The organism is Reyranella sp. (assembly GCF_965279625.1).
Lineage (GTDB): Bacteria > Pseudomonadota > Alphaproteobacteria > Reyranellales > Reyranellaceae > Reyranella.
Map to the genome: position 1 here is coordinate 4,578,113 of NZ_OZ257251.1, position 25,749 is coordinate 4,603,861.

General features: G+C 65.4%; 25 protein-coding genes. 15 read left to right on the forward strand and 10 right to left on the reverse strand.

The annotated features are described in order from the left end of the window. Positions 1-120: 120 nt before the first annotated feature. A complete protein-coding gene (locus ACQY78_RS22250; protein WP_428678839.1) occupies positions 121-501 on the forward strand; it encodes a hypothetical protein in 381 nt (126 codons plus the stop codon). Here ACQY78_RS22250 and ACQY78_RS22255 read toward each other — a convergent pair. Further along, on the reverse strand, positions 498-1,643 hold the full coding sequence (locus ACQY78_RS22255; RefSeq protein ID WP_428678841.1) for a tetratricopeptide repeat protein: 1,146 nt from the start codon (positions 1,641-1,643) through the stop codon (positions 498-500). The genes ACQY78_RS22250 and ACQY78_RS22255 overlap by 4 nt on opposite strands. Positions 1,644-2,018: 375 nt before the next feature. Between ACQY78_RS22255 and ACQY78_RS22260 the strand changes: the two genes are divergently transcribed. Then, positions 2,019-2,294: a cold-shock protein gene (locus ACQY78_RS22260; RefSeq protein WP_428678844.1), complete on the forward strand. Its 276-nt coding sequence runs from the start codon at positions 2,019-2,021 to the stop codon at positions 2,292-2,294. A gap of 104 nt (positions 2,295-2,398) precedes the next feature. Here the strand turns inward: ACQY78_RS22260 and ACQY78_RS22265 are convergent, their stop codons facing one another. Further along, positions 2,399-2,797 (reverse strand): hypothetical protein, encoded by a 399-nt coding sequence (locus ACQY78_RS22265; protein WP_428678846.1) that lies wholly within the window; start codon positions 2,795-2,797, stop codon positions 2,399-2,401. Between the two features lie 497 nt (positions 2,798-3,294). Between ACQY78_RS22265 and ACQY78_RS22270 the strand changes: the two genes are divergently transcribed. The 3 genes from ACQY78_RS22270 to ACQY78_RS22280 all read left to right on the forward strand — a co-directional run bounded on the left by ACQY78_RS22270 (position 3,295) and on the right by ACQY78_RS22280 (position 5,538). Beyond that, positions 3,295-3,825 carry a hypothetical protein gene (locus ACQY78_RS22270; protein ID WP_428678849.1) on the forward strand — a complete coding sequence of 177 codons (531 nt, stop codon included), beginning with the start codon at positions 3,295-3,297 and terminating at the stop codon, positions 3,823-3,825. After that, positions 3,818-4,027: a hypothetical protein gene (locus tag ACQY78_RS22275; RefSeq protein ID WP_428678851.1), complete on the forward strand. Its 210-nt coding sequence runs from the start codon at positions 3,818-3,820 to the stop codon at positions 4,025-4,027. The genes ACQY78_RS22270 and ACQY78_RS22275 overlap by 8 nt, the downstream gene beginning before the upstream one ends. 860 nt (positions 4,028-4,887) lie before the next feature. Continuing rightward, positions 4,888-5,538 (forward strand): tetratricopeptide repeat protein, encoded by a 651-nt coding sequence (locus tag ACQY78_RS22280; protein WP_428678853.1) that lies wholly within the window; start codon positions 4,888-4,890, stop codon positions 5,536-5,538. Between the two features lie 393 nt (positions 5,539-5,931). Here the strand turns inward: ACQY78_RS22280 and secA are convergent, their stop codons facing one another. Further along, positions 5,932-8,697 carry a preprotein translocase subunit SecA gene (secA, locus tag ACQY78_RS22285; protein WP_428678855.1) on the reverse strand — a complete coding sequence of 922 codons (2,766 nt, stop codon included), beginning with the start codon at positions 8,695-8,697 and terminating at the stop codon, positions 5,932-5,934. Between the two features lie 283 nt (positions 8,698-8,980). On the opposite strand from secA, the gene ACQY78_RS22290 reads away from it, so the two are divergent. The 3 genes from ACQY78_RS22290 to mutT all read left to right on the forward strand — a co-directional run bounded on the left by ACQY78_RS22290 (position 8,981) and on the right by mutT (position 11,771). Next, positions 8,981-9,985, forward strand: coding sequence for a peptidylprolyl isomerase (locus ACQY78_RS22290; RefSeq protein ID WP_428678858.1), 1,005 nt, complete (start codon positions 8,981-8,983; stop codon positions 9,983-9,985). Between the two features lie 98 nt (positions 9,986-10,083). Further along, a complete protein-coding gene (argJ, locus tag ACQY78_RS22295) occupies positions 10,084-11,322 on the forward strand; it encodes a bifunctional glutamate N-acetyltransferase/amino-acid acetyltransferase ArgJ (RefSeq protein WP_428678861.1) in 1,239 nt (412 codons plus the stop codon). Continuing rightward, positions 11,322-11,771: an 8-oxo-dGTP diphosphatase MutT gene (gene mutT / locus ACQY78_RS22300; RefSeq protein ID WP_428678864.1), complete on the forward strand. Its 450-nt coding sequence runs from the start codon at positions 11,322-11,324 to the stop codon at positions 11,769-11,771. Before argJ ends, mutT begins: the two co-directional genes overlap by 1 nt. Here mutT and ACQY78_RS22305 read toward each other — a convergent pair. Beyond that, positions 11,768-12,583: a hypothetical protein gene (locus ACQY78_RS22305; RefSeq protein WP_428678866.1), complete on the reverse strand. Its 816-nt coding sequence runs from the start codon at positions 12,581-12,583 to the stop codon at positions 11,768-11,770. The two genes, mutT and ACQY78_RS22305, sit on opposite strands and share 4 nt — an antisense overlap. Before the next feature lie 3 nt (positions 12,584-12,586). After that, a complete protein-coding gene (locus ACQY78_RS22310; protein ID WP_428678868.1) occupies positions 12,587-13,501 on the reverse strand; it encodes a methyltransferase domain-containing protein in 915 nt (304 codons plus the stop codon). 146 nt (positions 13,502-13,647) lie between these two features. Here ACQY78_RS22310 and ACQY78_RS22315 point away from each other — a divergent pair, with 146 nt between their 5' ends. From ACQY78_RS22315 to ACQY78_RS22325, 3 genes are read left to right on the forward strand one after another with little or no spacing between them, the layout of a single operon-like run. Then, positions 13,648-14,367, forward strand: coding sequence for a ComF family protein (locus ACQY78_RS22315; protein ID WP_428678871.1), 720 nt, complete (start codon positions 13,648-13,650; stop codon positions 14,365-14,367). A gap of 19 nt (positions 14,368-14,386) precedes the next feature. Next, the gene (gene grxC / locus ACQY78_RS22320; RefSeq protein WP_428678874.1) at positions 14,387-14,647 is read left to right on the forward strand and encodes a glutaredoxin 3; all 261 of its coding nucleotides are present in this window, start codon (positions 14,387-14,389) and stop codon (positions 14,645-14,647) included. A 12-nt stretch (positions 14,648-14,659) separates the two neighbouring features. Next, a complete protein-coding gene (locus ACQY78_RS22325; protein WP_428678877.1) occupies positions 14,660-15,526 on the forward strand; it encodes a carbon-nitrogen hydrolase family protein in 867 nt (288 codons plus the stop codon). A gap of 31 nt (positions 15,527-15,557) precedes the next feature. On the opposite strand, the gene argC is transcribed toward ACQY78_RS22325, so the two are convergent. Together argC and ACQY78_RS22335 are read right to left on the reverse strand one after the other, a co-directional pair. Further along, positions 15,558-16,535 (reverse strand): N-acetyl-gamma-glutamyl-phosphate reductase, encoded by a 978-nt coding sequence (argC, locus tag ACQY78_RS22330; protein ID WP_428678879.1) that lies wholly within the window; start codon positions 16,533-16,535, stop codon positions 15,558-15,560. A gap of 271 nt (positions 16,536-16,806) precedes the next feature. Further along, positions 16,807-17,355: a putative glycolipid-binding domain-containing protein gene (locus ACQY78_RS22335; protein ID WP_428678882.1), complete on the reverse strand. Its 549-nt coding sequence runs from the start codon at positions 17,353-17,355 to the stop codon at positions 16,807-16,809. 101 nt (positions 17,356-17,456) lie between these two features. Here ACQY78_RS22335 and ACQY78_RS22340 point away from each other — a divergent pair, with 101 nt between their 5' ends. Next, positions 17,457-19,160 (forward strand): N-acyl-D-amino-acid deacylase family protein, encoded by a 1,704-nt coding sequence (locus tag ACQY78_RS22340; RefSeq protein ID WP_428678884.1) that lies wholly within the window; start codon positions 17,457-17,459, stop codon positions 19,158-19,160. 7 nt (positions 19,161-19,167) lie between these two features. On the opposite strand, the gene ACQY78_RS22345 is transcribed toward ACQY78_RS22340, so the two are convergent. Both ACQY78_RS22345 and ACQY78_RS22350 read right to left on the reverse strand, forming a co-directional pair. Beyond that, complete coding sequence (locus ACQY78_RS22345; RefSeq protein WP_428678886.1) at positions 19,168-19,665, reverse strand: class I SAM-dependent methyltransferase; 498 nt, start codon at positions 19,663-19,665, stop codon at positions 19,168-19,170. Then, on the reverse strand, positions 19,662-20,528 hold the full coding sequence (locus tag ACQY78_RS22350; protein WP_428678889.1) for a DMT family transporter: 867 nt from the start codon (positions 20,526-20,528) through the stop codon (positions 19,662-19,664). Before ACQY78_RS22350 ends, ACQY78_RS22345 begins: the two co-directional genes overlap by 4 nt. Here ACQY78_RS22350 and ACQY78_RS22355 point away from each other — a divergent pair. Beyond that, positions 20,467-21,111: a DUF1178 family protein gene (locus tag ACQY78_RS22355; RefSeq protein WP_428678891.1), complete on the forward strand. Its 645-nt coding sequence runs from the start codon at positions 20,467-20,469 to the stop codon at positions 21,109-21,111. The genes ACQY78_RS22350 and ACQY78_RS22355 overlap by 62 nt on opposite strands. A 16-nt stretch (positions 21,112-21,127) precedes the next feature. Here ACQY78_RS22355 and ubiG read toward each other — a convergent pair whose 3' ends face one another. Further along, complete coding sequence (ubiG, locus tag ACQY78_RS22360; RefSeq protein ID WP_428678893.1) at positions 21,128-21,892, reverse strand: bifunctional 2-polyprenyl-6-hydroxyphenol methylase/3-demethylubiquinol 3-O-methyltransferase UbiG; 765 nt, start codon at positions 21,890-21,892, stop codon at positions 21,128-21,130. Positions 21,893-21,969: 77 nt separating this feature from the next. Here ubiG and ACQY78_RS22365 point away from each other — a divergent pair, with 77 nt between their 5' ends. Beyond that, complete coding sequence (locus tag ACQY78_RS22365; protein ID WP_425064220.1) at positions 21,970-23,217, forward strand: aspartate kinase; 1,248 nt, start codon at positions 21,970-21,972, stop codon at positions 23,215-23,217. Positions 23,218-23,484: 267 nt separating this feature from the next. Next, positions 23,485-25,716, forward strand: a complete 2,232-nt coding sequence (ptsP, locus tag ACQY78_RS22370; RefSeq protein ID WP_428678896.1) for a phosphoenolpyruvate--protein phosphotransferase — start codon at positions 23,485-23,487, stop codon at positions 25,714-25,716. Positions 25,717-25,749 lie beyond the last annotated feature (33 nt).

A 25,749-nucleotide genomic window follows, 5' to 3' on the forward strand; every position in this document is an offset into this window, starting at 1 on the left:
ATCGTTCCACCGCGACCGCGCCACGGATCCGCCAACAAACGGGCTTGGGCTCGCCGCAATCTCGTCCGCTATAGGCTCGCTCGCTATCTCACTTATGAAGGATCGCTGGAGACGCATACGATGCCGCTGCGCTGGGAAATCCTTCATTCGGAGAAGCTCATTCACGTCATTGCCGAGGGCGAGGTGACGCTGAAGGAGATGGAGGCGCATTTCGACGCCCTCGTCGTGGCCAATGCACTTGGCTACTCGAAGCTGTTCGATGCGACCCGCCTCAAGCCGGTCTACGAAGACGCCGACGTGATGGCGATGGGCGCGCGGCTGAGCGCCTATACCGAGCACTTCCCGAGCGGGCCGCTGGCCGTTGTCGGCCGCGACGAGTCGGCCGTCCTGGCCTTCAAGCGCTTCGTCAACATCTCGCCGTCGAAGCGGCCGGCAGCCTTGTTCTCGACCGAGAAGAAGGCGCGTGCCTGGCTGGCGAAGCAGGCCGCTTTGGAACTTTAGCGGTTGATGCCCAGCCGTTGTCTTGCCCGGTCGAGAAGCCGGCCGAAGCGGCGCAGGGCGGTGGGATGCGTCAGATGGCGGTACAACGGAAGTCTCTGCCGCCATCGCAAGTGGGCGAGCCTGGTTCCGTCATTTCCGGTGGGAATGGGATCGCGGCACAGCCTCTCGAGAATCGCCACGGCCTGATCCAGATCGCCGGCGACCTCGTGGATTTCGCTCTGGGCGCGGCGAACGGCCGGATGATGCGGCTCGGTCGAGGCCGCCCGATCCAAGGCCTCGAAGGCATCGCTCATGCGGCCGGCATGGGCGGCCAGCACGGCAAAATGGGTGAGGCATCGGAGGCCGGCCTGTGGCTTCGTAATGGCACGTTCGGCGAGCGCCAGGCCGAGAGTGTCCGAATGCCCGCGATGGGATGCCCGGTGCGATAGCGTGACGTAGAACTCGGGTGCTTCCTTTCGGCGCCGCCTGGCACGGTGGCGAAACGCGACCGGATCGAACGTGCCCTTGGCAAGGTCGACCACCGCTGCCTGCAGCATGCCGAGTTCCGCGAGATAGAGCGTGCACGGGTGGCCGCTGTTCGGGAGCGGGATATCGGTGACGTTCGTATGCGGTCGGAACAAGTCTGCATGACGGAGATCCGGTCCGTGCGGATCGTAGGCAATGAAGGCCGAGGGGACGAAACGCGAAGAGACGGATTCGTTGACGAAGGTGAGTTTCCTGGCCTGCTCGATCCATCGGCGGTCGAAGGGCACCTGCCGCGGGTCGATGGAGAATTGCGGCGAGAGCGCGAAGGCGGAGCCTGCGCCGACAAGGCCGCCAAACCTGATGGCTGCGTAGCCTCCCATGCTCGAGCCGTAGGCGACGATTCGCTCATATCCCCGGGTGACCTCGGCAACCCGGCGGCACGCCTCGAGAAAATCGGCGTGCTGATACCAATCGTTCTGCGCCGGCAGAATGTGGACCGCGTCGATGCGGCTGGCAGAGAGGAAATTTTCGCCGAACGCCGTTCGATCGAGGTCTGCCGAGTGGCCGAACGGTTCGAAGGTGACGAAACAGCAGTCCTTCGAGAAGCCCGTCACGGCCCGTGCCGCGATGGCTTTCGTTCTAAGGATTTCCGAAGCAACCAAGATGCGAGCGCTCACGATCGGGGCGTGGCGGCCGTCCCGGGAAAACGGTTCTCATCAGACTCGCCCGTTGCAGTGCTTGAACTGCCAAGTGCAGACAAAGAACCACATTTCGTCGAACTTGTTCCGTTGCAAAAGTCCCTGCCTAACAACTGACTGACACTCCAATGACGACACTACCGATTTGTCGTGGGCAGCCTGGGCTGGGGGGGCTGTGATGCCCGGCCCTTCGGTATCATACATACGGCTGTTCGTCCGCTGGACGTGGGCGTTGGACTTCGCAAGACCTTTGAGATCGCCTGTTGCCTCTACCTTCGGGAGCTATATCGGGCGGAGCGTTGCGTGGGAAGGGTCCAATGGTTTATGGCATCTGCTCCTCCCGGAGGATCAAGAATGAAAAGACGTACGTTTGTCATCGCGGGGGCGGCAACACTTTCGATCCCCCTGATCGCCCGAGCGCAGGCTAGAGTGAGTGGCGTGGTCAAATGGTGGGACGAATCCAGAGGTCTTGGTTTCATTACGCCGGTGCGGGGTGGCGACGACGTACTCGTCCGTATCGATGCTGTCCAACGCGCTGGCCTCTTCGGCCTGTCCCCGGGCCAGCCGATCACCTACGTGCTCCACGCTATTGGCGATAAGGCGGTTGCCGTGGATCTCAAGACGGAATGATCGCAGTCTGAGGCCGCGAGCGCCTGCTGCGCCATCCGACACACGATGTTTCCAACAGCGCGTCGCCGGCCCATCAAGCGTGAAGTCGCTTGCTTGCTTGGCTTTCACCAATCCGGCTTGCACATCATGACCTCGTTCCCCGATCTCAGAAAGATATTCGCGTTGCGGTCCACTTGACCGGTCACGCCGTGGGGAAAGGACAAAAGTTCGGGTGAATACCAGGTCACGGAGCCGCAATTGTCGGGGAAGAAGTTGCTGTTGGGTGTGATCCGAAATTCTTGGCCGCTCAGCTCCGAGATCATCACCGTATCCGACATGAGCTTCGTGCAACGGTAGAGGGTGAAATCCTTCGCGAAGGCCGGAAATGCGATAGCCGGAAGTGCTGTCGCAATGATCCATATCTTCAAGGGTTCTCCTTCAAAGATGAATGGCTTCGCCCAGAACAGAGACAAACTGCCCGCACGGACCTCTCTGCAATGTCGCATTGGGAGTCCGGTGTCCATGATGCCCTCGGCACAACCGAAAGTGCCATACCTACGATCAACGCCCTCATGGGCCTGTCCTTCGAAGGCCTAGGTCCAGCAATATGGGCATTGGCGGCTGACGCGAACCGGACGATGCCACCGTCCGTGCTTCTCGAAGCTGATCTTTCTGAGGCCTGCCTGCACGCGGTGTGAAGCGCAGGCATCACACTCGCAACCGATCCGACCGATCAAAGTGCGCTTTTCATGGGTTCATTTCGGCATGGCGGCCCCTGCGGACCGCACTTCATTCCTGGGTTGCCGAGCTCACCGCGTTAATGACTTAAAACTTCCAAGTCGACGGGAGTATGCGCTCCATCTGCTGCTGGCAGTGACTATGCGACCCAAAGAGCGGCTCTGCAGAAAGCGAGGCTTATACGCAGCTAACCTGGATCGCTGGACTCTCTTGAGCGCTGTCGTTGCGCCTTGCTCCGCGATGGATGCATGATGGCTTTGGCTGTCAGCATCGGGGGGGTGAGATGAAGTTCGGTCGGGGTAGGCTTGTCGCGGCGATGTCCGCAGTAGTGGTGTCAGCGGGATTGGCGATCGGGTCGGCATCTGCCAATGAAATTTTCCAGCAGCAGACCGGCAAGAGCTGCGCGGACTGCCATCGCCCGAACCAGGAAAAGCTTGGCGTGCAGGGGCTCAACCCCATGGGGCTCGCTTTCAAGAATTGCGGCTACAAATTCGGATGCAGTGCTGCGGCGCCGCCTTCACCCTCCGCTCCGCCAGCGGCCACGCCGCCTGCCGCGAGCGTCCAGACTCAGAACACGACTGAGACCCACCAGGGTGTCGCCACGTTCAGCAACACGAGATGCGGAGCGCAGACACGTACGGTGGTTGTTCGCGCCGGCGGAAATACCCGCGAGCGGTCCTTGATTCTGTTCGTGGAGCCCAATCAGAAAATAAAGGTGGGCGTTTCGCGCGGGACGACGTGGGCGGCGAGCTGCGAATCGATCAAAGAGGACGCGCAGTTCCGCTTCGTTGCTATCGACCTGATTCTTGATTGACCGCCTACAGCCGCCGGTTCTCGTGGCCGCGATTGCCGTCGGGGCGAGGCCGGTGGTGCAGGAGGAGACGCCCGATCCGGCGGCGGGTGTCCTGCCTCCACAAGCTGGAGGCATGGAAAAGCTGGTCCGCGACTGCGCCACCATGCTCGCTGTCGGACGCGCCGTGCCCAATGCGGATACGCTTCGCGGCAGAGATGGCTAGAGCGCGGTGCGCACTGCGCCCATCACCACGGCGGATTCGCGTAATACTTGCAAATCAGTGAAATTTTGTGCTCGCGTGCCTCTGCCGCTCTGACGTTGAAGAAAGGGTCGTTCCTGCACGCCTCTTCGCTGCTGTACGGGCCCTTTCCCTCTCCGAAGACGCTACCGTCTTGCCTCTGAAATACCATGAACCAGCCGGGCTGGATGTCCTGCGCGAGTTGGAGAGGCGAGGGGCCGCCGGTCTCCGCCGACGCGGGCAGAGTAGCAAGCAACATCATGGCGAACACAATATGTCGAACCGGCATCAGATTTTCCCCGTAGCTGTCACTTTAAGCAGCCGCCGCCCATTCTGTAACCCACATTTGAATTTGGCGCACATTGCTCTCGTACCCGGCGGTCGTCGCGCGGCAAGGCCTGGGTCGCTCGAGAACGCTAAGCGTTCGGCGTCAGGATTGCAGCGCTATAATCATCAGAAGGTGCTCTTTCTAAGTCATAAGCTATGAATCAGCAGCGGCTCTGGTGCGTATGCGAAGTGTCCGGAGCCAGTTATCCTGAATGACGACGGCAAACTTGAATGCATCTCCAAGCCTGCGAGGATGCGATTTCAGGAGTGCTTGAACGACAAATGTACGCAAGAACGGATCGCTTGAAGCCTCATCAGTTTTGCAAAGAATCGGCGAGGCGCATGAGCGCTATGATGAGATGGGAGCCAAAGTAATGTTTGGAGGGCAGAGCCTGCTGGGGCGACATTCAAGCCGAATATTAACAAAGCAACGTGGCGGTTGCGCGAACGGAACCGACATGGTCCTTGGACCATCGGTGCGAAGGTCCGCAAACGACGAACAAAGTAAGCCACCGCCAATGCGCTTTTTGCCCGTTCTGTTGCTTGTCGCGGCGGGCGCCGTCCCGGCATTCGCCCAACCTGTCGACAAGCCGTGGAATGGTTGCCTCGTGAATGCGCTGGGCAACGCCGATGTCATTAGCGACTGCACCGCCGTCCTTACCTCGGGCCAGGGCACGTCCGAGCAGCGCGCCATAGCCTTCAACAACCGCGGTGTCGGCCGAACCAATACTGGGGACGAAAATACCCAGAAGGCCGCGATCCGGGATTTCGACGAGGCGATCAAGCTTAACCCCAAGGTCGCCAAGTTTTTCTACAATCGCGGCTACGCCAGGACAGGCACTGACAATGTTAGCGCCATCGCCGACTTTGGCACTGCGATCGGCATGGACCCGCTGTTTGCGGTGGCCTGGGGCCAGCGCGCCGAGTCCTATCTGCAGTTGAAGAAATGGGACGAGGCGATCCGCAACGCTTCCGAGGCCATCAGACTCGCGCCGCATTACTTGCACTCACTCTACAATCCCTACGAAACGCGCGCTCTCGCCAAGGAAGGCAAGGGCGACACTAAGGGCGCCGAGGCCGAGCGCGCGGGCTACATGAAGATTAACAAGCCAGTCATTGGCCCGAACGCATCAGGCAACCGCTCATGGGAAGGGTACATGAGAATTTGATGAGAGCTTCGAATGACTAGCTGCGTTGCCCAGATCGTGGTCACTCTTATGGAATGTGTCGTCCTCGTTCAACACGATGACTGAACGGGAAGTCCTTCATCAATCCTGTTGATGGTGATGTGGAAAAGTTTACCGCCGCGCGTTCGGCGTCAGTCTCGTTGCTGGTCTTGAGGCTTTTCCATAGATACCGCCGCTCGCCGATGGCGATGCCAGCCCGCGCAAATGCCATTGCGTCTGAACGACAGGAGATTTTCGCCCTCTAGGCGGCGCTCATTGCCCATTTGGGGCAGTGCCGAACATTCGCCTGGCAAACAAACGCTTCTGCGAATGCACAACAAATGCCTACAAAAAATGTCGGGCGTCAGATCGCTAAATCATTGAAAAATAACGATCTTAGACTCGCCCGTGGCAGTGCTTGAACTTCTTGCCCGAGCCGCAGGGGCACAGGGAGTTGCGGGAGACCTTGCCCCAGGTCGCGGGATCGTTCGGATCGACCGGGCCCTTGGCCACGGGACGCGGGCGGTGCAGCGTCGCCACGCCGCCGCCATCCGGGTCCGCCGGATCGTAGGCGGGGTCGTCGCTCATCGACGCGGCCAGGGCGGGGTCTTCGTGCACCTCGTGCATGTTGGACGGCATTTCTGGCATGGGCGGCGGTTCCATGCGGATCTGCAGGGTCGCCAGCAGCGTGACCACCTGCTCGCGCAGGTTGGTCAGCAGGTCGCTGAAGAGGTTGAAGGCCTCGCGCTTGTACTCGTTCAGTGGATCCTTCTGGCCGTAGGCGCGTAGCCCGATGCCCTGACGCAGATGGTCGAGGTGAAGGAGATGGTCCTTCCAGCTCTGGTCGAAGATCTGCATGAGCACGCTCTTCTCGACCTGGCGCCAGACGTCGGGCCCGTACTGCGCGGCCTTCTGCGCGAACACGCGCTCGACCGCGTCGTTGAGGCGAACCTTGATCTCCTCGTCGGCAATGCCCTCTTCCTTGGCCCACTCTTCGACCGGCAGGTCGAGGCCGAAGATGCGCTGCACATCGTCCTTGAGCTCGCCGATCTTCCACTGCTCGGCGTAGACGCCTTCGGGGATGGTCCGGCGGATGAGCGTGTCGACCACGTCGCGCCGCATGCCGGCGACCGTGTCGGACACGTCCTCGGTGCCCATCAGCTCGATGCGCTCCTTGTAGATCTCCTGGCGCTGGGCGTTCATCACGTCGTCGAAGCGCAGCAGGTTCTTTCGGATCTCGAAGTTGCGCGCCTCGACCTTGCCCTGCGCCGTCTCCAGCGCCTTGTTGAGCCAGCGATGGGTCAGCGCCTCGTCGTCGGCCATGCCCTTCTTCTGGACCCAGTCGAGGACCTTGTTGTTGCCGAAGATGCGCATCAGGTCGTCTTCCAGCGACAGGAAGAACCTCGACGCGCCGGGATCGCCCTGGCGGCCCGAGCGGCCACGCAGCTGGTTGTCGATGCGGCGCGACTCGTGGCGTTCGGTGCCGACCACGAACAGGCCGCCCGCTTCGCGCACGATCGGTCGGTCGCGCTCGACGCCGGCACGGATTTCGGCCTCGACGCGGGCAATCTCGGCATTGCGCGCGGCTTCGTCGGGGAACTTCGCGATGATCTCGGGCACGCTCTGCTGCACCAGCATCTCGACGTTGCCGCCGAGCTGGATGTCGGTGCCGCGGCCGGCCATGTTGGTGGCGATGGTCACGGCGCCCGGCCGTCCGGCCTGGGCCACGATCTGGGCCTCCTGGTCGTGGAAGCGGGCGTTCAGCACGTTGTGCGGGATGCCGGCCTTCTTCAGCGCCTCCGAGAGTTCCTCGGACTTCTCGATCGACACGGTGCCGACCAGCATCGGCTGCTGGCGCTTGCGGCATTCCTCGACAAGCTTGACGATGGCGCGCGTCTTGTCGCCCAGCGTCCGGTAGATCTCGTCGTCGGCGTCCTTGCGGGCCACCGGCACGTTGGTCGGAATCTCGACCACTTCAAGCTTGTAGATCTCGGAGAACTCGGCGGCTTCGGTCAGCGCCGTGCCGGTCATGCCCGAGAGCTTCGGGTACATGCGAAACAGGTTCTGGAAGGTGATCGAGGCCAGCGTCTGGTTCTCGCGCTGGATCTCGACCTGCTCCTTGGCCTCGAGCGCCTGGTGGAGACCTTCGGAGTAGCGGCGGCCCTGCATCATGCGGCCGGTGAATTCGTCGATGATGACGACCTGGCCGTCCTTCACGATGTAGTCGACGTCGCGGCTGAACAGCTTGTGGGCGCGCAGGGCCTGGGTGATGTGGTGCAGCACTGAGACCATGGTCGGCGCGTACAGGCTGATGCCCTCGGCCAGCAGACCGTCGGTCCGCAGGATCTCCTCGATCTCCTCGATGCCGGCGTCGGTCAGCACGACTGTGCGGTTCTTCTCGTCCTTCTCGAAGTGCTCGGGCTTCAGCTTCGGGATGACCGTGTCGGCGCGGCGGTAGAGCTCGGAGGAATCCTCGGCCGGGCCGGAGATGATCAGCGGGGTGCGCGCTTCGTCGATCAGGATCGAATCGACTTCGTCGACGATTGCATGGTTGAAGGGCCGCTGGACCATCGCGTCCAGGCGATACTTCATGTTGTCGCGCAGGTAGTCGAAGCCGATCTCGTTGTTGGTGCCGTAGGTGACGTCGCAGGCATAGGCCGCCTTGCGCTGTTCGTCGTCGAGGTCGTGGACGATGATGCCGACGGTGAGGCCCAGAAAGGTGTAGACCCGCCCCATCCACTCGGCGTCGCGGCGTGCGAGATAGTCGTTCACGGTGACGACGTGCACGCCCTTGCCGGTGAGCGCATTGAGATAGACGGCGAGCGTGGCGACGAGAGTCTTGCCTTCGCCGGTCTTCATTTCGGCGATCTTGCCCTGGTGCAGGACCATGCCGCCCTTGAGCTGGACGTCGAAGTGCCGCTGGCCCAGCGCCCGCTTGGCGCCCTCGCGCACCGTGGCGAAAGCTTCGGGCAGCAGGTCGTCGAGCGTTTCGCCCTTGGCCAGACGCTCGCGGAACTCGACGGTCTTGCCTTTCAGCTGCTCGTCGGAAAGAGCGACGAACTCCGGCTCGAGGGCGTTGATCTTCGCCACCGTCTTGTCGAAGCCTTTGACGATCCGGTCGTTGGCCGTCCCGAAGAGCGTCCGGGCAAGCGCGCCAAGCATGAAAACCTCGATATTCTAATGACTTAGGCGGGCACAGCGGCCCGCCCTCCTTGTGAGAGATAGAGAGCGCCCGGTAGAGTGTCAACGCAGCGGACCACCGCAGGCATGCCGACGGGCCGACCATAAAGTGTCATCGCCCTGACATGGACGCCGTACTCACGAAAAAGTGCCGCAATTCAACGCCATCACCCACCTTGCCGGGGAGGCGGCGCTTGCTTGGCCCAACGGGGCCTGTGTAAACGGTCTGCGCCTTTCGAAACGAATGAATCTGCTGGAGTCCGCCATGAGTCATGACCTGCGTTCCTTGCGCCTCGCCCTCCTGAGTGGCGCGGTCGCGCTCATCGCGGGTCCGGTCCTGGCCCAGACCCCGCCGGCCGGCCAGCCCGCCAAGCCCCCGGCGGCGCCCGCAGCCCCTGCCGCCAAGCCGCCGGCCGCCGCCGCCCCGGCCACCATCAAGGACCCGGTCGTCGCCATCGTGAATGGCCAGCAGATCCGCCTGTCCGAGCTCGAGATCGCCCAGCAGTCGCTGCCGCAGCAGTATCGTTCGATGCCGTTGCAGGCGGTGTTCCCGGCGCTGCTCGAGCGCATCATCGACAGCAAGCTGGTCGTTCAGGAAGGCAAGAAGACCAAGACCAACGAGGACCCCGCCTTCAAGAAGCGCATGGCCTTCGTCGAGGAGCAGGTCATGCAGGATTTCTGGATCCAGCGTGAAATCTCCCGCCTCGTCACCCTGGAGAAGATCCAGGCGCGCTACCAGGAGCGCCTGAAGTCGATGCCGCCGGAAGAAGAGGTGCATGCCCGCCACATCCTGGTCGCCACCGAGGACGAGGCCAAGGCGATCATCGCCGAGCTGAAGAAGGGCACGCCCTTCGACAAGATCGCCAAGGAGAAGTCGACCGACAAGGCCTCGGGCGCCGAGGGCGGCGATCTCGGCTGGTTCAAGAAGTCCGACATGGTGAAGGAATTCGCCGATGCGGCCTTCGACCTGAAGAAGGGCCAGACCTCTGAGGCGCCGACCAAGACCCAGTTCGGCTACCACGTCATCAAGATCGACGATCGCCGCACGGCGCCGCCGCCGGCGCTGGAGGAGCTTTCCGACCAGATCCGCGAGGAACTGGCCCGCGAGGCGGTAACCGCCCAGCTCGACAAGATCCGCGCCGGATCGAAGATCGAGAAGTTCAACATCGACGGGACCAAGGTGGAGGCGGCGCCTGCAGCGCCGGCCGCGCCGGCGGCTCCCGCCGCGACGCCCGCCAAGCCCGCGACTCCGGCCCAGCCGCCGAAGTAGAGGCCGCACGCAACTAGAACTCACGTTTTGGGGCATTTCTGGTGTAGGCTCCGCCGCTGGCCGGCCGCGTACCTGTGGCCGTGCCTGAGGGGAGAACCATGTCCGCCACGCACGCCGTATCGCCGCTCGCACCCAAGTCGATTCCGACGCTGCCCCGCATTGCGGGGGTAAAGCTCGGCGTTGCGCGTTCGGGCGTGCGATACATCGACCGCGACGACGTCCTGCTGGCGGTCGTGCCGGCGGGGGCGACCATCGCGGGAGTCCTGACCAAATCCAAGACCTGCTCGGCGCCGGTCGACTGGTGCCGCAAGAACCTGGCCCGCGGCAAGGTCCGCGCGATCGTGGTCAATGCCGGCAACGCCAACGCCTTCACCGGCAAGCTGGGCGACAAGGCCGTCGAGGAGACCACCCGGGCCATCGCCCAGGCGCTGGGCTGCCCGCGCAACGAGGTCTTCATGGCCTCGACCGGCGTGATCGGCCAGCCGCTCGAGTGGGAAAAGATCGCCGCCGTCGTGCCGGCCCTCATCAAGTCGGGCAAGGAAGACGCCTGGTCGGCTGCTGCGGGCGCCATCATGACCACCGACACCTTTCCCAAGCTCGCCACGCGCCAAGCCAAGATCGGCGAGCGCACGGTGACGGTGAATGCCTTCCTCAAGGGCTCGGGCATGATCGCGCCGGACATGGCGACGATGCTCGGATTTGCCTTCACCGATGCCAAGATCCCGGGTGCCGTCCTGCAGAAACTGCTCTCCGACGCCGCCGACAAGTCCCTCAACTGCGTCACCGTCGACGGCGACACCTCGACCAGCGACACCTTCCTGATGGTCGCCACGGGCGCGGCGCGCCACGCGCCGATCGAAGAGGCCGACGACCCCGTGCTGGTCGATTTCAAGCGCGCCCTCGACGAGGTGATGATCGAGCTGGCGCAGCTTCTCGCGCGTGACGGCGAGGGCGCCACCAAGTTCGTGACCATCAACGTGGGCGGCGCCTCGTCGAACGGCGCGGCGCGCAAGATCGGCCTGGCGGTCGCCAATTCGCCGCTGGTCAAGACCGCGATCGCCGGCGAGGACGCCAACTGGGGCCGTATCGTCATGGCGGTCGGCAAGTCGGGCGAGCGCGCGGACCGCGACAAGCTGCGGATCTCGATCGGCGGCGTGCGCATCACCGACCAGGGCCAGGTCGTGCCGAACTACGACGAGGCGCCAGTTGCCCAGCACATCAAGGGCTCCGACGTGGTGATCGACATCGACCTCGGCATCGGGCGCGGTCGTGCCACCGTCTGGACCTGCGATCTCACGCACGGCTACATCGACATCAACGGCAGCTACCGCTCCTGATGGACGGCTTCGACGACGCGTGTCCGGGCGGCCCGCCGCCGCTCGGCGAGCGGCCGCTCGTGCTGGTGGCGGCGGTCGCCCTGGTCGATACCGACAGCCGCGTCCTCATCGCCCAACGCCCGGCCGGCAAGTCGATGGCCGGCCTCTGGGAATTTCCCGGCGGCAAGGTCGATCCCGGAGAGACCCCGGAGCAGGCGCTGGTGCGCGAGCTGCACGAGGAACTTGGCATCGAGACGGCGACGAGCTGTCTGGCGCCGATCGCCTTCACCAGCCACGGCTACGAGAAGTTCCATCTCCTGATGCCGGTCTTCGCCTGTCGCAAGTGGAACGGCACGCCGCAGCCGCGCGAAGGGCAGGTCCTGAAATGGGTCGCCCCCATGGAGCTCAACAAGTATCCGATGCCGCCCGCGGACCTGCCGCTGGTCGGCCTGCTGCGCGACCTGCTTTAGGTCGACGTCCGCAGGGCGGCGCCTTCGCGCCAGCCGAGGAGGTCGCGGAAGATCAGCGCCTGCGCCGTCGCCGCCACCGCGGTGCCGCCGTAGGACACCAGCAGGGCCGCCGTCCAGGTGATCACGGCCGCCGATTCGTCGGCGCCCAGCACGCCGCGCGTCAGGCCGAGCACGACCAGGGTCGCCATGGTGGTGGCGAGCGCACTCGTGAGGAAGATCAGGAACAGCACGCCGATGATCGTCCAGGCGTTGCCGCGGCTGTGGGCCCACGACAGGCGCGGCGAGAACGGCTCGTCGACCGAGGTCGCGGCGAGGCCGTAGCTGACGCGCAGCGCCAGCACGATCGACACGGTGAAGCCCGCCCCGATGGGCGCGGCCAGCGCCTGCTTGCGCGCCACCTCGGGATCGATCGCGGCGCCTGCCGCCAGCATCTCCGGATCGATCGTGCCCAAGGTCAGCACGAAGGCCGCGAGCAGCACGAAGGTGAAGCCGCCGACCTTGATCAGGTGGATGAGGAACGCCGTCTCGCGCGCCGACCAGCCGAGACCGGGCAAGCGGCCGACACGTTGGGGACCGAGCAGGACGACGCGCTGCCACGCCACCATGAACATCACCGTCGGCACGATATCGACGGCCTTCTCGATCAGCATCGGCATCAGCGAGTCGCGGCTCATCGCCGATCCCAGCAGCCGGATCACGAGCGAGGCAATCCACGGAATGGTCACGAGATGGAAGAACAGGCCGAGGTTGGCGAAGACGAAGCCGAAGCTTTGGGCGACCAGGCCGCCGAACGAGAGTTTCACCGCAGGCACTGTCTAGCTCCGTTCCACTTTTTCGCCGGCACTGAATTCCGAGGTTCCGAGCACGTCGGCCAGTCGCTGCGCGGCGCTGCCGGGCTTCAGCGCCTTGGGCTGGGAGGCGTGCGGCGACCAGCCGTGGAGGAACAGGACCTCGAAGCTCGCAGAGACCCGGCCGCCGGGGCGCGTGAAGCGTTCGCCGTAGAGTTCTGCCGCGCGCAGCAGGACGGCGCGTCGCGTCACGGTGCGGCGCCGGCCGACCACGAGGTTGCCTTCGCCCATCCGGCTCAAATCGCGCATCAGGGCGAGCGCACTCTCGTATTCGACCTCGATCGTCTCGCTGTCGGCCACCGGCAGGGCGAAGCCCGCCCGTTGCAGCAGGCCGGCGGCGTCGCGCAGGTCGGCGAAGGGCGACACGCGCGGGCTCAAGCCGCCGTCGATCTCGCTCTCGGCGGCCGCCAGCGCCTGGCGCAACTGCCACAAGGTGGCGCCGCCCAGCATCGCGCCGAGGAACAGGCCGTCGGGCTTCAGGATGCGCGCGATCTGGATCAGCGTGCCCGGCAGGTCGTTCACCCAGTGCAGGTTCATGGCACTCAGCACGAGGTCGAAGCGGCCGGCGGCGAAAGGCAGGAACTCCTCGTCGGCAACGACCGCCGGTCCGCGCGCCCGTCGTGCGAAGCCGTGGCCGAGATCGGCGCGCACCAGTTGCCCGACGGTCGGGCGCCCGCCCAAGGCGGTCGCCACCTCGTCACCGTGGCTGCCGAGATCGAGGGCGAGGGGAAAGGTGCGGCGCACGTCCGTCAGGCGGTCGACCAGCCGGTCGGCGATCTCGCGTTTCAGGAAGTCATGACGCTCCCAGTCGCGGGCGGCGCGTTCGCGACGCTGGCGCAGGAGGGCACGGTCGAACACCAGCAGGGGGTCGAGGCCCGTCACGGGGAGTGTCTCGTCACAGTGGGTATGTAAGACCAAAGAGCGGCTGCGGGTAGGGGAACGCCATCCTGTGGGCGCATTTGCCCGCCCCAATCCGACGCATGTTGCCGAGGGGAATGAGAGGGGCGGTCGCGGGAGCGGGCCGGGCCATGCTGGACGCCGTGTTGCCGCCGCTCTGCCTTGGCTGCAACGAGATCGTCGAAGCGCCCGGAGCCTTGTGCGCGCCCTGCTGGCAGGGATTTTCCTTCATTTCCGCCCCGCACTGCGCCTGCTGCGGCACGCCTTTCGCGGAAGATCTGGGCGACGAAGCCCTCTGCGCCGGCTGCCTGCTGCGCCGCCCGCGCTACCGCCGCGCGCGCGCCGCGCTGGTCTATGACGATCAGAGTCGCCGGCTCGTCCTGCCGTTCAAGCACGGTGACCGCACCGACATCGCGCGGGCCTGTGGCGGCTGGATGGCGCGGGCCGGGGCCGATCTTGTCGCATCGGCCGACCTGGTGGCGCCGGTGCCGCTTCATTGGCGGCGGCTTCTCGTGCGGCGCTACAATCAGGCGGCGCTGCTGGCCCGCATCGTCGTTCGCACGGCCGCACCTCGACACGAATTGCATCTGGCGCCCGACCTGTTGCGGCGGCGGCGCTGGACGGGTTCGCAGGCCGGTCTCAAGGCGACGGAGCGGCGGCGCAACGTCCGCGAGGCCTTCGACATCCACCCGAAATGGCAGCCGCAGGTGGCCGGCAAGACCGTTCTGCTGGTCGACGATGTGCTGACGACCGGCGCCACGGTCGAGGCGTGCACCCGCGCGCTGGAACGCGCCGGGGCCAAAGGGGTTGATGTCCTGACACTGGCGCGGGTTGTCCGGCCAGCGTTATAGTTCGAGAAAGAGGTTCACCATGGCCAAGATCGAGATCTACACGACACCGTTCTGCGGATACTGCGCGCGGGCCAAGAGCCTGCTCGACCAGAAGGGCGCTGACTACGAAGAGACCGACGTGATGATGGACGACAAGAAGCGCAGCGAGATGCGCACGCGCGCCAACCGCACCACCGTGCCGCAGATCTTCATCAACGGGCAGCATATCGGCGGCTCCGACGATCTCGCCGCCCTCGAACAGGCAGGCAAGCTCGACGCGCTGCTCGCACAGCCGGGCTGAGGGGCTTTCATCATGACCGCGTTCAAGGCCGGCCTGATCCAGACCAACGTCAGCAACGACATCGCCGAGAACGTGGCCTCCCTGCGCGAGCAGGCGAAGCTCGCGCGCGACGCCGGCGCCGACTTCATCATGACGCCGGAGAATACCGGCCTGATCGGCGCCAACCGCACCGAGACGCTGGCCAAGGCGCAGACCGAGGAAGAGCACGCGATGCTGGCGGCCTGCCGCGCGGCGGCGCGCGATACCGGCGCCTGGGTCCTGCTGGGCTCGATCCATGTGCGGGTGCCGGGTGAGGAGCAGATCCGCAACCGCTCCTACCTGATCGATTCGTCGGGCGGCATCGTGGCGAGCTACGACAAGATCCACATGTTCGACGTCCAGCTCGCGGGCGGCGAGAGCTACCGTGAGTCCTCGACGTTCAAGCCGGGCGAGAGAGCGGTCCTGGCCGAGACGCCGTGGGGCGTGCTCGGCATGACGATTTGCTACGACCTGCGCTTCCCCTATCTCTATCGCGAGCTGGCGCATGCCGGCGCCACGATGCTGGCGATTCCCTCCTCGTTCACCGTGCCGACGGGGCAGGCGCACTGGCACACGCTGATGCGTGCCCGTGCCATCGAGACGGGCTGTTTCGTCTTCGCGCCGGCTCAGGTCGGCACGCACAAGGGCTCCAACCGCAAGACCTACGGTCACTCGATCGCCGTCGCCCCGTGGGGCGAGGTGCTGGCCGATGCCGGCGGCGAGAAGGCGGGCTTCGTCATCGCCGATGTCGACATGGCGAAGATCGAGGAGGCGCGGAAGATGGTCCCCTCGCTGACGCACGACCGCAAATACGCCCCGGCGACCCTGCACAAGGCCACGATCGCAAAGGCGGCGGAGTAGCCGACATCCGGAGGCGACCTGCGAGGCCATCTCATGGCCAAACAGGTGCGCCCTCCAGGCCTGCCGTTTCCGGCAGGCCGCAGATCAGGTTCGCATTCTGCACCGCCTGGCCGGCTGCTCCCTTGCCGAGATTGTCGACCACGCCCATCGCGATCACCAGGTTGCGCTCCGGATCGGCCGCGTAGCTGACGAACGCGAGGTTCGAGCCGGTCGCCCATTTGGTCTGCGGCGGCTTGTCGGTCACGCGGACGAACGCGCGTCCGGCGTAGAAGTCCCGCGCCGCCTCCAGGCACTGGTCCGTGGTGGCGCGGCCGCGACAGTAGAGGGTGGCAAGGACGCCGCGGGTCATCGGCACCAGGTGGGGCGTGAACACCAGCCCGGCCGCGCTGCCGCCGCTCAGCCGCTCGATCGTCGTGGCCATCTCGGGCATGTGGGTGTGCTTGAGCAGACCGTAAGGCACCAGGTTTTCGTTGCTTTCGGCGTAGCCGAACCTGTTGTCGGCACCGCCCCGGCCGGCGCCGGAGATTCCGGTTTTGGCGTCGATCACGATGTTGCCGGGCTCGATCAGTTTGCCGGCCAGCAGCGGCGCCAGCGCGGTCAGCGTCGCCGCCGGGAAGCAGCCGGGGTTGGCAACGCGGGCCCTGCCTTCGATCTGTGACGGCCAGACATCGGCCAGGCCGTACGCCCAACCCTCGACGTAGCGATGGTCGCCGCCGATATCGACGATCTTCACGTCCTGGGGCACGCGCGCCAGCGCCTCGGCCGAAGTGCCCGTGGGCAGCGACGCGAACAACAGGTCGAGCTTCGGCAGGCTCGCCGGGTCCCACTTCTCGATCACCAGCGCGGCCAGCCTGGCCGGCACGCCGGGGAAGCGGTCTGCCAAACGGCTGCCGGCGCTGCCGTCGCCCGCGGCGTAGACGAGTTCGAAGGACGGGTGGCTCGCGACCAGGCGCATCGCCTCGCCGCCACCAAAACCGCTGATTCCTACAATGCCGACGCGAATGCTCATGGGGGTGTCCTGCTGCTGGAGTAAGGGCAAAGAAAAACCCCCGAAAGCCAAGGGCTGCGGGGGTTCGAAGATGCGGGCTGATGCCGCCTCGGGGGTAGACCGCTAGGGCGCGGACCTCACCGGGAGAGGGGCCTGTCTGCACGCAGCAACGGAAGCCGCCGCTGGAAGCAGCGACGGCGTCGGTTTGCGGTGCAAAGGTGAGCGCCACTCATAAAGGTCACGGTAGTGGTCCGCCCGAACTCTTGTCAACTTAGGAGCTTGCGAGGTCGCCCTAGAACGCTTCGAACAGGTGCTCGTACTTCGTGACGAGGCCTTCCTCGTCGAGATCGAGCCTTGCCGTGAAGCCATCGGACACGCCCTTGTCGACGTAGCGCCAGGCGCGCGGGCCGAGAGGGTCATAGCGCTGGCGTGACGGCTCGCAGCTCAGAGCAGGCGCATCGACGAACAGCGCCAGCAGATCGCCGCCGGCGTCGCCCAGGCGCCGGATCGCGAGGCTGTTGCAGAAGGGCGTCGCCGAGACGTCGACCTCGTGACAGCCTGCGAGGTCGGGCCGGTCCGCGCCATCGACCCGCCAACCCGTATCGCCGGTTCGCTCGATCACGAGTGATTTTTCCTGCGCGTCGGTGCGCTCGATGAGGAGCGTGCGCGTCCGCCAGGACGTGTCGAGGTCCCAGCGGTAGCGCAGGCCGAAGCCTTCCTCACCGGCATGGACCAGTGTCGAACGGACGGTCAGCCCGGAGGCCGTGCTCGACAAGGTCATGAGCTCGAGGCCGGGCTCGTCGAGGCGCCGCCATCTGCGGATTATCTGCCTGGATCGCATGCGTAATCCTCGCGTCGAAACTGGCGAAAATTGCGGCGGCTTCGGCCTCGACCGAAACCTCGAATCGCGCCAGTCTCGGCCACCCATCCGTGGAGCATCCGATGTCCTCTGCCAGACTCGTGATTCGCAATGGCACCGTCGTCGATGGCTTGGGCGGCGATCCCTATGAAGCCGACCTCGCCATCGAAGGGCACAGAATCTCGGCCATCGGGAAGAACCTCCCCAAGGGCGAAGAGGAGATCGACGCGCGTGGCAGGCTGGTGACGCCGGGCTTCGTCGACGTTCACACCCACTACGACGCGCAGGTGACCTGGAGCGAGCGGCTGTCGCCGTCGTCGTGGAACGGCGCCACCACGGTCGTGCTCGGCAATTGCGGCGTCGGCTTCGCGCCCTGCCACGAGGATCAGCACGCGATGCTGATCAACCTGATGGAGGGCGTGGAGGATATTCCCGAGGTTGTGCTGGCGGAGGGACTGCCGTGGAACTGGCACAGCTTTCCGGATTTCATGGATGCCATCGCCGCGCGTTCCTACGATGCCGATGTGGCGACGCAGGTGCCGCACGCGGCGTTGCGCGTCTATGTGATGGGCCAGCGCGGCGCCGACCGGGAGCCGGCGACCGAGCAGGATCGCGATCGCATGGCCGAGCTCACTATCGAAGGCCTGCGCGCCGGCGCACTGGGCTTTTCGACCTCGCGCACGCTCAATCACAAGTCGGCCGACGGCAAGCACATCCCGACCCTGCGCACCGAGGAGGCAGAGCTCACCGCCATTGCCCGCGCGATGCGCCGGGCCGACGCCGGCTGGCTGCAGATCGTGTCGGATTTCCAGGAAGGCGAGATCGGCCTGTTCCGCCGATTGGCGAAGGAATCCGGGCGGCCGGTCACCATCACCTTGCTGCAGTCCAACGCCCGCCCCGACGGCTGGCGCGAGACCATGGCGGAGATCGACGAGGCCAATGCGGAGGGGCTGCGCATCACCGCGCAGGTCCGTTCGCGGCCGACCAGCGTGCTGCTCGGCCTCGAACTGTCGCAGAACCCTTTCTCGGGCCGGCCGAGCGCCGACCGGCTTGAGCGCCTGCCCTTCGCCGAACGTCTGGCGCAGTGGCGCGATCCGTCGTTCCGCGCCCGCTTGCTGGCCGAGAGCTTCGAAGGCGACCGGCGAAACCGGCTGGTTGACCGCTGGGACCGGATGTTCCCGCTCGGAGATCCGCCGGACTACGAGCCAACGGCTGACCAGAGCGTCGCCGCCATCGCGGCGCGGCAGGGACGGCCTGCTGCCGAGGTCGCCTACGACCTGATGCTCGAGCACGGCGGCAAGCAGATTTTCTATCTGCCGGTCACCAACTTCGTCGCCGGCAATCTCGACGTGGTCCGTGAGATGATCGACCGGCCCAACACGCTGCTCGGGCTGGGCGACGGTGGCGCCCATGTCGGCCTCATGTGCGACGCCACGGCCACCAGCTATACGCTGACGCACTGGACGCGCGACCGTCGGCGCGGCTCGTTGCTTCCGGTGTCGTGGGCCATCAAGAGGCTGACCGCCGACAATGCGGCCGAGATCGGCCTGCGCGACCGTGGGCTGCTGAAGGTAGGCCTGAAGGCCGACATCAACGTCATCGATTACGACAATATGCGGCTTCGACGGCCCGAGGTTGTGTACGACCTGCCGGCCGGCGGAAAGCGACTGATCCAGCGAACTGACGGCTTCGACGCGACCATCGTGTCGGGCGCGATCGTCTATCGGCAGGGCGAGGCGACCGGCGCGCTGCCGGGCCGGCTGGTGCGCGGCGCGCGCGGCGCCTGAGCACGACCTAGAGACGGCGGGCGGCGATCCTCTGCACCATCGCCATCTTCGGCTGGCTGATCATGCGCGCTTCGTAGGCGGTGACTGAGAAGCGCCCGCGCACGAGGTCGAGCAGTTCGCCGTCCTTCAGCAGGAACTCCGGTCGGCTCGGCTTTCCGAAACGCTCGTTGCCTTCCATGAAGGTCTCGTAGAGCAGGATGCCGCCCGGCAGCAGCGTCTCGAACAGGGTCGGGAACAGCGGTCGGTGCAGGTAGTTGGTGACGACGATCGCGCCGAAGCGGCGGCCGGCCAGCGGCCAGGGCGAACCATCCTCGAGATCGGCTGCGATCGCCTCGACCGCGTCGGACGCGACAAGGTTGCTCACGTCGCGATCCACCGCGGTCACCCGGTGGCCGCGGCCGGCGAAGAACGCGGTGTGGCGACCCTTGCCGGCGGCGAGATCGAGGACGGCGACGCCGGGTGGGACGAGCCCGGCCCAGGCGGCGACCCAGGAGGAGGGAGTCATGTCTTGCGCGCTCCCGCACCCTTCAGGTTCAGCAGGTTCCCCGAGAGGATCAGCGCCGCGCCGAGGATCGTCAACGTGTCCACGCCCTCGCCGTAGAGCAGCCAGCCCGCAAGGGCGGCCAGCGGCACGCGCAGGAAATCCATCGGCACGACGACGGTCGCATCGGCGTGCTGCATCGCGCGTGTCAGGCAGTAATGGGAGAAGGTGCCGCAGAAGGCGATGACGATGATCCACGCCCAGACATAGGCCGAGGGCCAGCGCCACACGTCGAGCGCCGGCACCAGGCCGATGATCGACTGGATGAGCAGCATCCAGAACACGATGGTGAGCACGCTGTCGGTGCGGGTGAGCGACTTCACCATGGTCACCGAGATGGCGAAGCCGACGGCGGCCGCCAGCGCGATGATCTGGCCGGGCACGATCTCGGTGGTTCCCGGCCGCACGATGATGACGACACCGACGATCCCCAACGCCACCGCGAGGTTCTTCCACAGACCCATCCGCTCGCCGAGGAAGGCGACCGCCAGGATCGCGGTCCAGATCGGCATGGTGAATTCGATGGAGATGACCTGGGCGAGCGGGATCAGGGTCAGCGCCTTGAACCAGGCGAATTGCGCGCCGTAGTGGGCGATGTTGCGGCCGACCTGCTGCCAGGGCCGCGCCGTCTTAAGCTTGGCGAAGCCGCCTGCGACATGGATCAGCGGATAGAGCATGGCCAGGCCGATCACCGAGCGCATCTCCAGGATCTGGAAGACGTCGAGCTCGCGCGTCGTCTCGCGGCCGGCAATCGCCATGACGAGCATGGCCGTCAGCCAGCCGGCCATCCAGAAGGCAGCCTTGAGAGTGGAGGGTTGCGGAGACATCGACGGCTGCTGCTGGTGGCCTCAAGAGGCGGGGCGCGACAATCGGGCCTTGCGTCCGGCCCGACAAGCCACCATTTTTCTGGTTGTCATGATTTTGTATCGCTTGCGCTGCGCCAATGGCCACGAGTTCGACAGCTGGTTCAAGGACAGCAAGACCTATGAACGTCAGGAGAAGAAATCCCTGATCGGCTGCGCCGTCTGCGGCACGGACAAGGTCGAGCGCGCCCTGATGGCGCCGCGCATCGGCAAGAAGGGCAAGGACGCCACGCTGCCGGCCGTCGTCGAGGCCCCTGGGGCAGAGACGCCCGCCGCCGCGCCGTCGCCTGAGCAACAGCAGCAGATCGCGGCGCTCGCCCGGCACATGCCCAAGGAACTGCGCGAGGCCCTGCTGGCGGTCCGCGCCGAGGTCGAGAAGAACTGCGAGCATGTCGGCGACAAGTTCGCCGAAGAGGCCCGCAAGATTCACTATGGCGAAAGCGACAGGCGCGGCATCTACGGCGAGACGAGCGACGAAGAGGCCGAGGCCCTGGCCGAAGAGGGCATCGAGTTCGGCCGCCTCCCTTGGATCCCGCGCGGCAACTGATCCGTTCGACGGGCCGCTATTTCGGCCCCGCAACCCCGTACAGCATGTAGTTCACGTCGAGGTCGGTCTTGTTCAGCGACCATTTGCGGCTGAGCGGACTGTAGACGACGCCGACGATCTCCTGCGGTTCGATGCCGCCGGCGCGCAGGCCGCGCGACACCTCGGATGGTTTGAGGAACTTCTTCCAGTCGTGCGTGCCGCGGGGCAGCCAGCCCAGCACATATTCGGCGCCGGCGATGGCGAGTACCCAGGCCTTGGCGGTGCGATTGAGCGTCGACAGGAAAAGCAGCCCGCCCGGCTTCACGAGGCGGCCGCAGGATCGCAGGAACAGATCGACATCGGCCACATGCTCGACGATCTCGAGGGCCAGCACGACGTCGAATTGCGCGCCGCTTTCGGCCAATGCCTCGGCGGTGCCCTGCCGGTAGTCGATGGCGAGCCCCTGGCTTTCGCCATGCAGCGAGGCGACGGCGATGTTGCGCTCGGAGGCGTCGACCCCGGTGACGGAGGCGCCGAGGCGGGTCATGGGCTCGCAGAGCAAACCGCCGCCGCAGCCGATGTCGAGCAGCGACAGGCCCTGCAGCGGATCGAAGCCCAGCGGATCGCGCTGCCAGTGGGCGGCGACCCTGTCGCGCACATAGCCGATCCGCAGCGGGTTCAGCCGATGCAGGGGCGCGAACTTGCCGGCGGGGTCCCACCACTCGTCTGCGATGCGGGAGAAGCGTTCGACGTCGGCGGGATCGACCGTTCCGGCGGTGGGGTTATGCGCGGTTTCAACCATGGTTCTCTTGACCCATATGGCAGCATCGGTGTCTATAGCCCGCTTTCCGGGCAGGGGCTTGCCCTTCGAGTGGGTTCATGGCGCGCATCGTTCTGAAATTTGGCGGCACATCGGTCGGTGACACGGATCGAATCAAGAACGTCGCGCGCAAGGTGAAGGCCGAAGTCGCGCGCGGCAACGAGGTCGCGGTCGTGGTCTCGGCCATGTCGGGTGCCACCAACCAGCTCGTCAAGTGGGTGAACGAGATCTCCCCGCTGCACGATCCGCGCGAATACGATGTCGTGGTGGCGACCGGCGAACAGGTCACGATCGGCCTGCTGGCGATGGCGCTGCAGCAGGAAGGGGTCAAGTCGCGTTCCTGGGTTGGCTGGCAGCTGCCGATCAAGACCGACGACGCCTACGCGAAGGCGCGTATCGTGGAGATCGACACGGTCGAGATGGCCCGGACGATGGCGGCGGGCGAGGTTCCCGTGGTGCCGGGCTTCCAGGGTATCTCGCCGGAAGGTCGCATCACGACCTTGGGCCGTGGCGGCTCGGATACCTCCGCGGTGGCGCTGGCGGCGGCACTCAAGGCCGATCGCTGCGACATCTACACCGACGTCGACGGGGTCTACACGACCGATCCGCGGATCGTCGAGAAGGCCCAGAAGATCGATCGCGTGACCTACGAGGAAATGCTCGAAATGGCGTCGCTCGGCTCGAAGGTGCTGCAGACGCGCTCGGTCGAGCTGGCGATGAACCATCATGTGCGCGTGCAGGTGCTGTCGTCGTTCGACGAGGCGCTCGGCAGCGACCTGCCCGGAACTCTGGTTGTGGACGAGGAAGAGATCATGGCCCAGGGCCTCGAGAAGTCCGTCGTGAGCGGCATCGCCTTCGCCAAGGACGAGGCGAAGATCACCGTGACCCAGGTGCCCGACCGGCCCGGTGTCGCGGCGGCGATCTTCGGCCCGCTGGCCGCGGCGAACATCAATGTCGACATGATCGTGCAGAACGTCTCGGTCGACGGCAGCTCGACCGACATGACCTTCACGGTGCCCAAGCCGGACCTCGCGCGTGCGGTGCAGCAGCTCGAGCGCGCGAAGGACGAGCTGAAGTTCGCCGAGGTCAAGTCCGACCTCAACGTCTCCAAGGTCTCTGTGATCGGCGTGGGCATGCGCAGCCATGCCGGCGTCGCGCTCAAGATGTTCGAAACCCTCGCCGCCAAGGGCATTAACATCCAGGTCATCTCGACTTCGGAGATCAAGATCAGCGTGCTGGTGGCCGCGGAGTATACCGAACTGGCGGTGCGGGCGCTTCACACAGCCTATGAATTGGACGCTGCCTGAGATCTCCCGGAAGGGTCTTGGAACGCCCCTAATTCGCGGCTGGACTCTGCGAATTAGCCGGTAGGCAGTTCGGCGCGGGTCTTGCTATAAGCGGCGCATGGACGCCGCACTCGCCCATATGTCTTGCAGCAATGCCCGCCCGACCAATTCGGCGGCCGCGGCTTGGCGAGTTTGCGCCTGCGTCATCGACCGCAGCTTCGTCGTCATTCGACTCAAGCATCTAGCGGTCTGACCATGGAGAGATCGACTCCCCTGGCCGGACCGCGAATGCTCCTCAAGCGGCTCCGGGACACGATGGCGCGTGCCGAGTCCGTCGAAGTGACGCTGGGCGAGGTCGTGCGCCTGGTCGCCAACGAAATGGTGGCCGAGGTCTGCTCGATCTACCTGCTGCGGGCGGGCGAGGTGCTGGAACTCTTCGCAACCCAGGGCCTCAACCCTTCGGCCGTCCATGCCACGCGTCTGCGGGTCGGCGAGGGACTGGTCGGCGACATCGCCGCCCATGGCAGGCCGCTGGCGCTCGACGATGCCCAGCATCATCCGCAATTCGCCTACCGCCCCGAGACCGGCGAGGAAATCTACCACTCGCTGGCGGGCGTACCGATCGTCCGCGCCGGCCGGGTGCTGGGCGTTCTGGTCGTGCAGAACCGCACGCGTCGGCAGTACGACGAGGAAGAGGTCGAGACGCTGCAGACCATCGCCATGGTGCTGGCGGAACTGGTCTCGGCCAGTCACGTCGTCAGTCCCAACGAGGTCCAGCAGGTCGATGGCATCGGACTGCTGCCGCTGCGCGTCGACGGCGTGCAGCTCACGCCCGGTGTCGCGATCGGCCGCGCCGTGCTGCACGAACCCCGCATCGTCATCCAGCGGGTGGTCGCGGAGGATGTCGAGCAGGAGAAGGTCCGCTTCCTCGAGGCGCTGCGTGGCGTCCGCGAAGATGTCGACCGCATGCTCGAGGCACACGACATGCAGTCGGGCGAGCAGCGCGAAATTCTCGAGACCTTCCGCATGTTCGTGGACGATCGCGGCTGGGCCGAGCGAGTGCGCGAGGCCATCGATTCCGGCCTCACTGCCGAGGCCGGCGTGCAGCGGGCGTTCGACGATGTCCGCACGCGCCTCGGCCAGTCCACCGATCCCTATATCCGCGAGCGACTGAGCGATCTGCAGGATCTCAGCAACCGGCTTCTGCTGCGTCTCACCGGTCGCGTCGCGACCGATCCCAGCACCTTGCCGGACGACATGATCGTGGTCGCTCGTGACATGGGACCGGCCGAGCTGCTCGACTACGACCGCAACCGTCTGCGCGGTGTCGTGCTGGAGGAAGGCTCTGCGCTCAGTCACGTGGCGATCGTGGCGCGGGCCCTCGACATTCCCGTGGTCGGCCGCGCGCCGAATGTGCTGGCGAGGGTTGAGGCGGGCGATCCGATCGTGGTCGACGGCGATAATGCGCAGGTGCTGGTGCGGCCGGCCGAGGACATCCTGCAGACGGTCTATCTCGCGCTCGATGCGCGCGCCGAACGCCGCCGCAAGTATGCAGCGCTGCGCGACCTGCCGCCGGCAACGCGCGATCAGGCGCGCATCTCGCTCAACATGAATGCCGGCCTGCTGATCGACATGCAGCATCTCGACGATACGGGCGCCGACGGTGTCGGTCTCTACCGGACCGAGATTCCGTTCATGGTGCGTTCGGAGTTTCCCGACGTCGATGCACAGGCCTGGCTCTACGGGCGCGTGCTCGACCTGGCGGACGGACGCCCCGTGGTTTTCCGCACGCTCGACGTGGGAGGCGACAAGGTCCTTCCTTACATCGGCGCCTTTGGCGACGAGAATCCCGCAATGGGCTGGCGCGCGATCCGGATCGGGCTCGATCGTCCGGCGATGCTGCGCCGTCAGCTGCGCGCCATGATCCTTGCCGCGAGCGGTCGTCCTTTGTCGATCATGTTCCCCATGATTGCCGAGGTCACAGAATTGCTACGGGCGCGCCATCTGCTCGATCTCGAACTCGATCGTTCGAGGCGGCGCGGGCAGCCCGTGCCCGAGAGTTTGCGTGTCGGCGTCATGTTCGAAGTGCCGGCGCTGGCGTGGCAACTCGACAGTCTGGTGCCACATGTCGATTTCATCTCGATCGGCACGAACGATCTCCTGCAGTTCCTCTATGCCGCCGATCGCGGCAACACCCGTATCGCCGGCCGTTACGACAGCTTGTCCCCAGCACTGCTGCGACTGCTACATTTTGTAGTGAACAAAGTGCGACCTGCGGGCGTGGACGTTGCGGTGTGCGGAGAAATGGCGGGACGTCCGGTCGAGGCACTCGCCTTGCTTTCAATCGGCATACGCTCCTTGTCGATGTCGCCCGGCGCGATCGGCCCCGTGAAGGCGATGATTCGTTCGCTCGATCTGAATGAGTCGGCAGGTTTCATGAACACTGCGCTTACGCAACCCGATCGTCCGTTGCGAGAGACGTTGCGTCTCTTCGCCGCCGATCACGCGATCGAAATTTAACAGCAGAAAGTCGAATCGCTTTTGCCCTGCCAT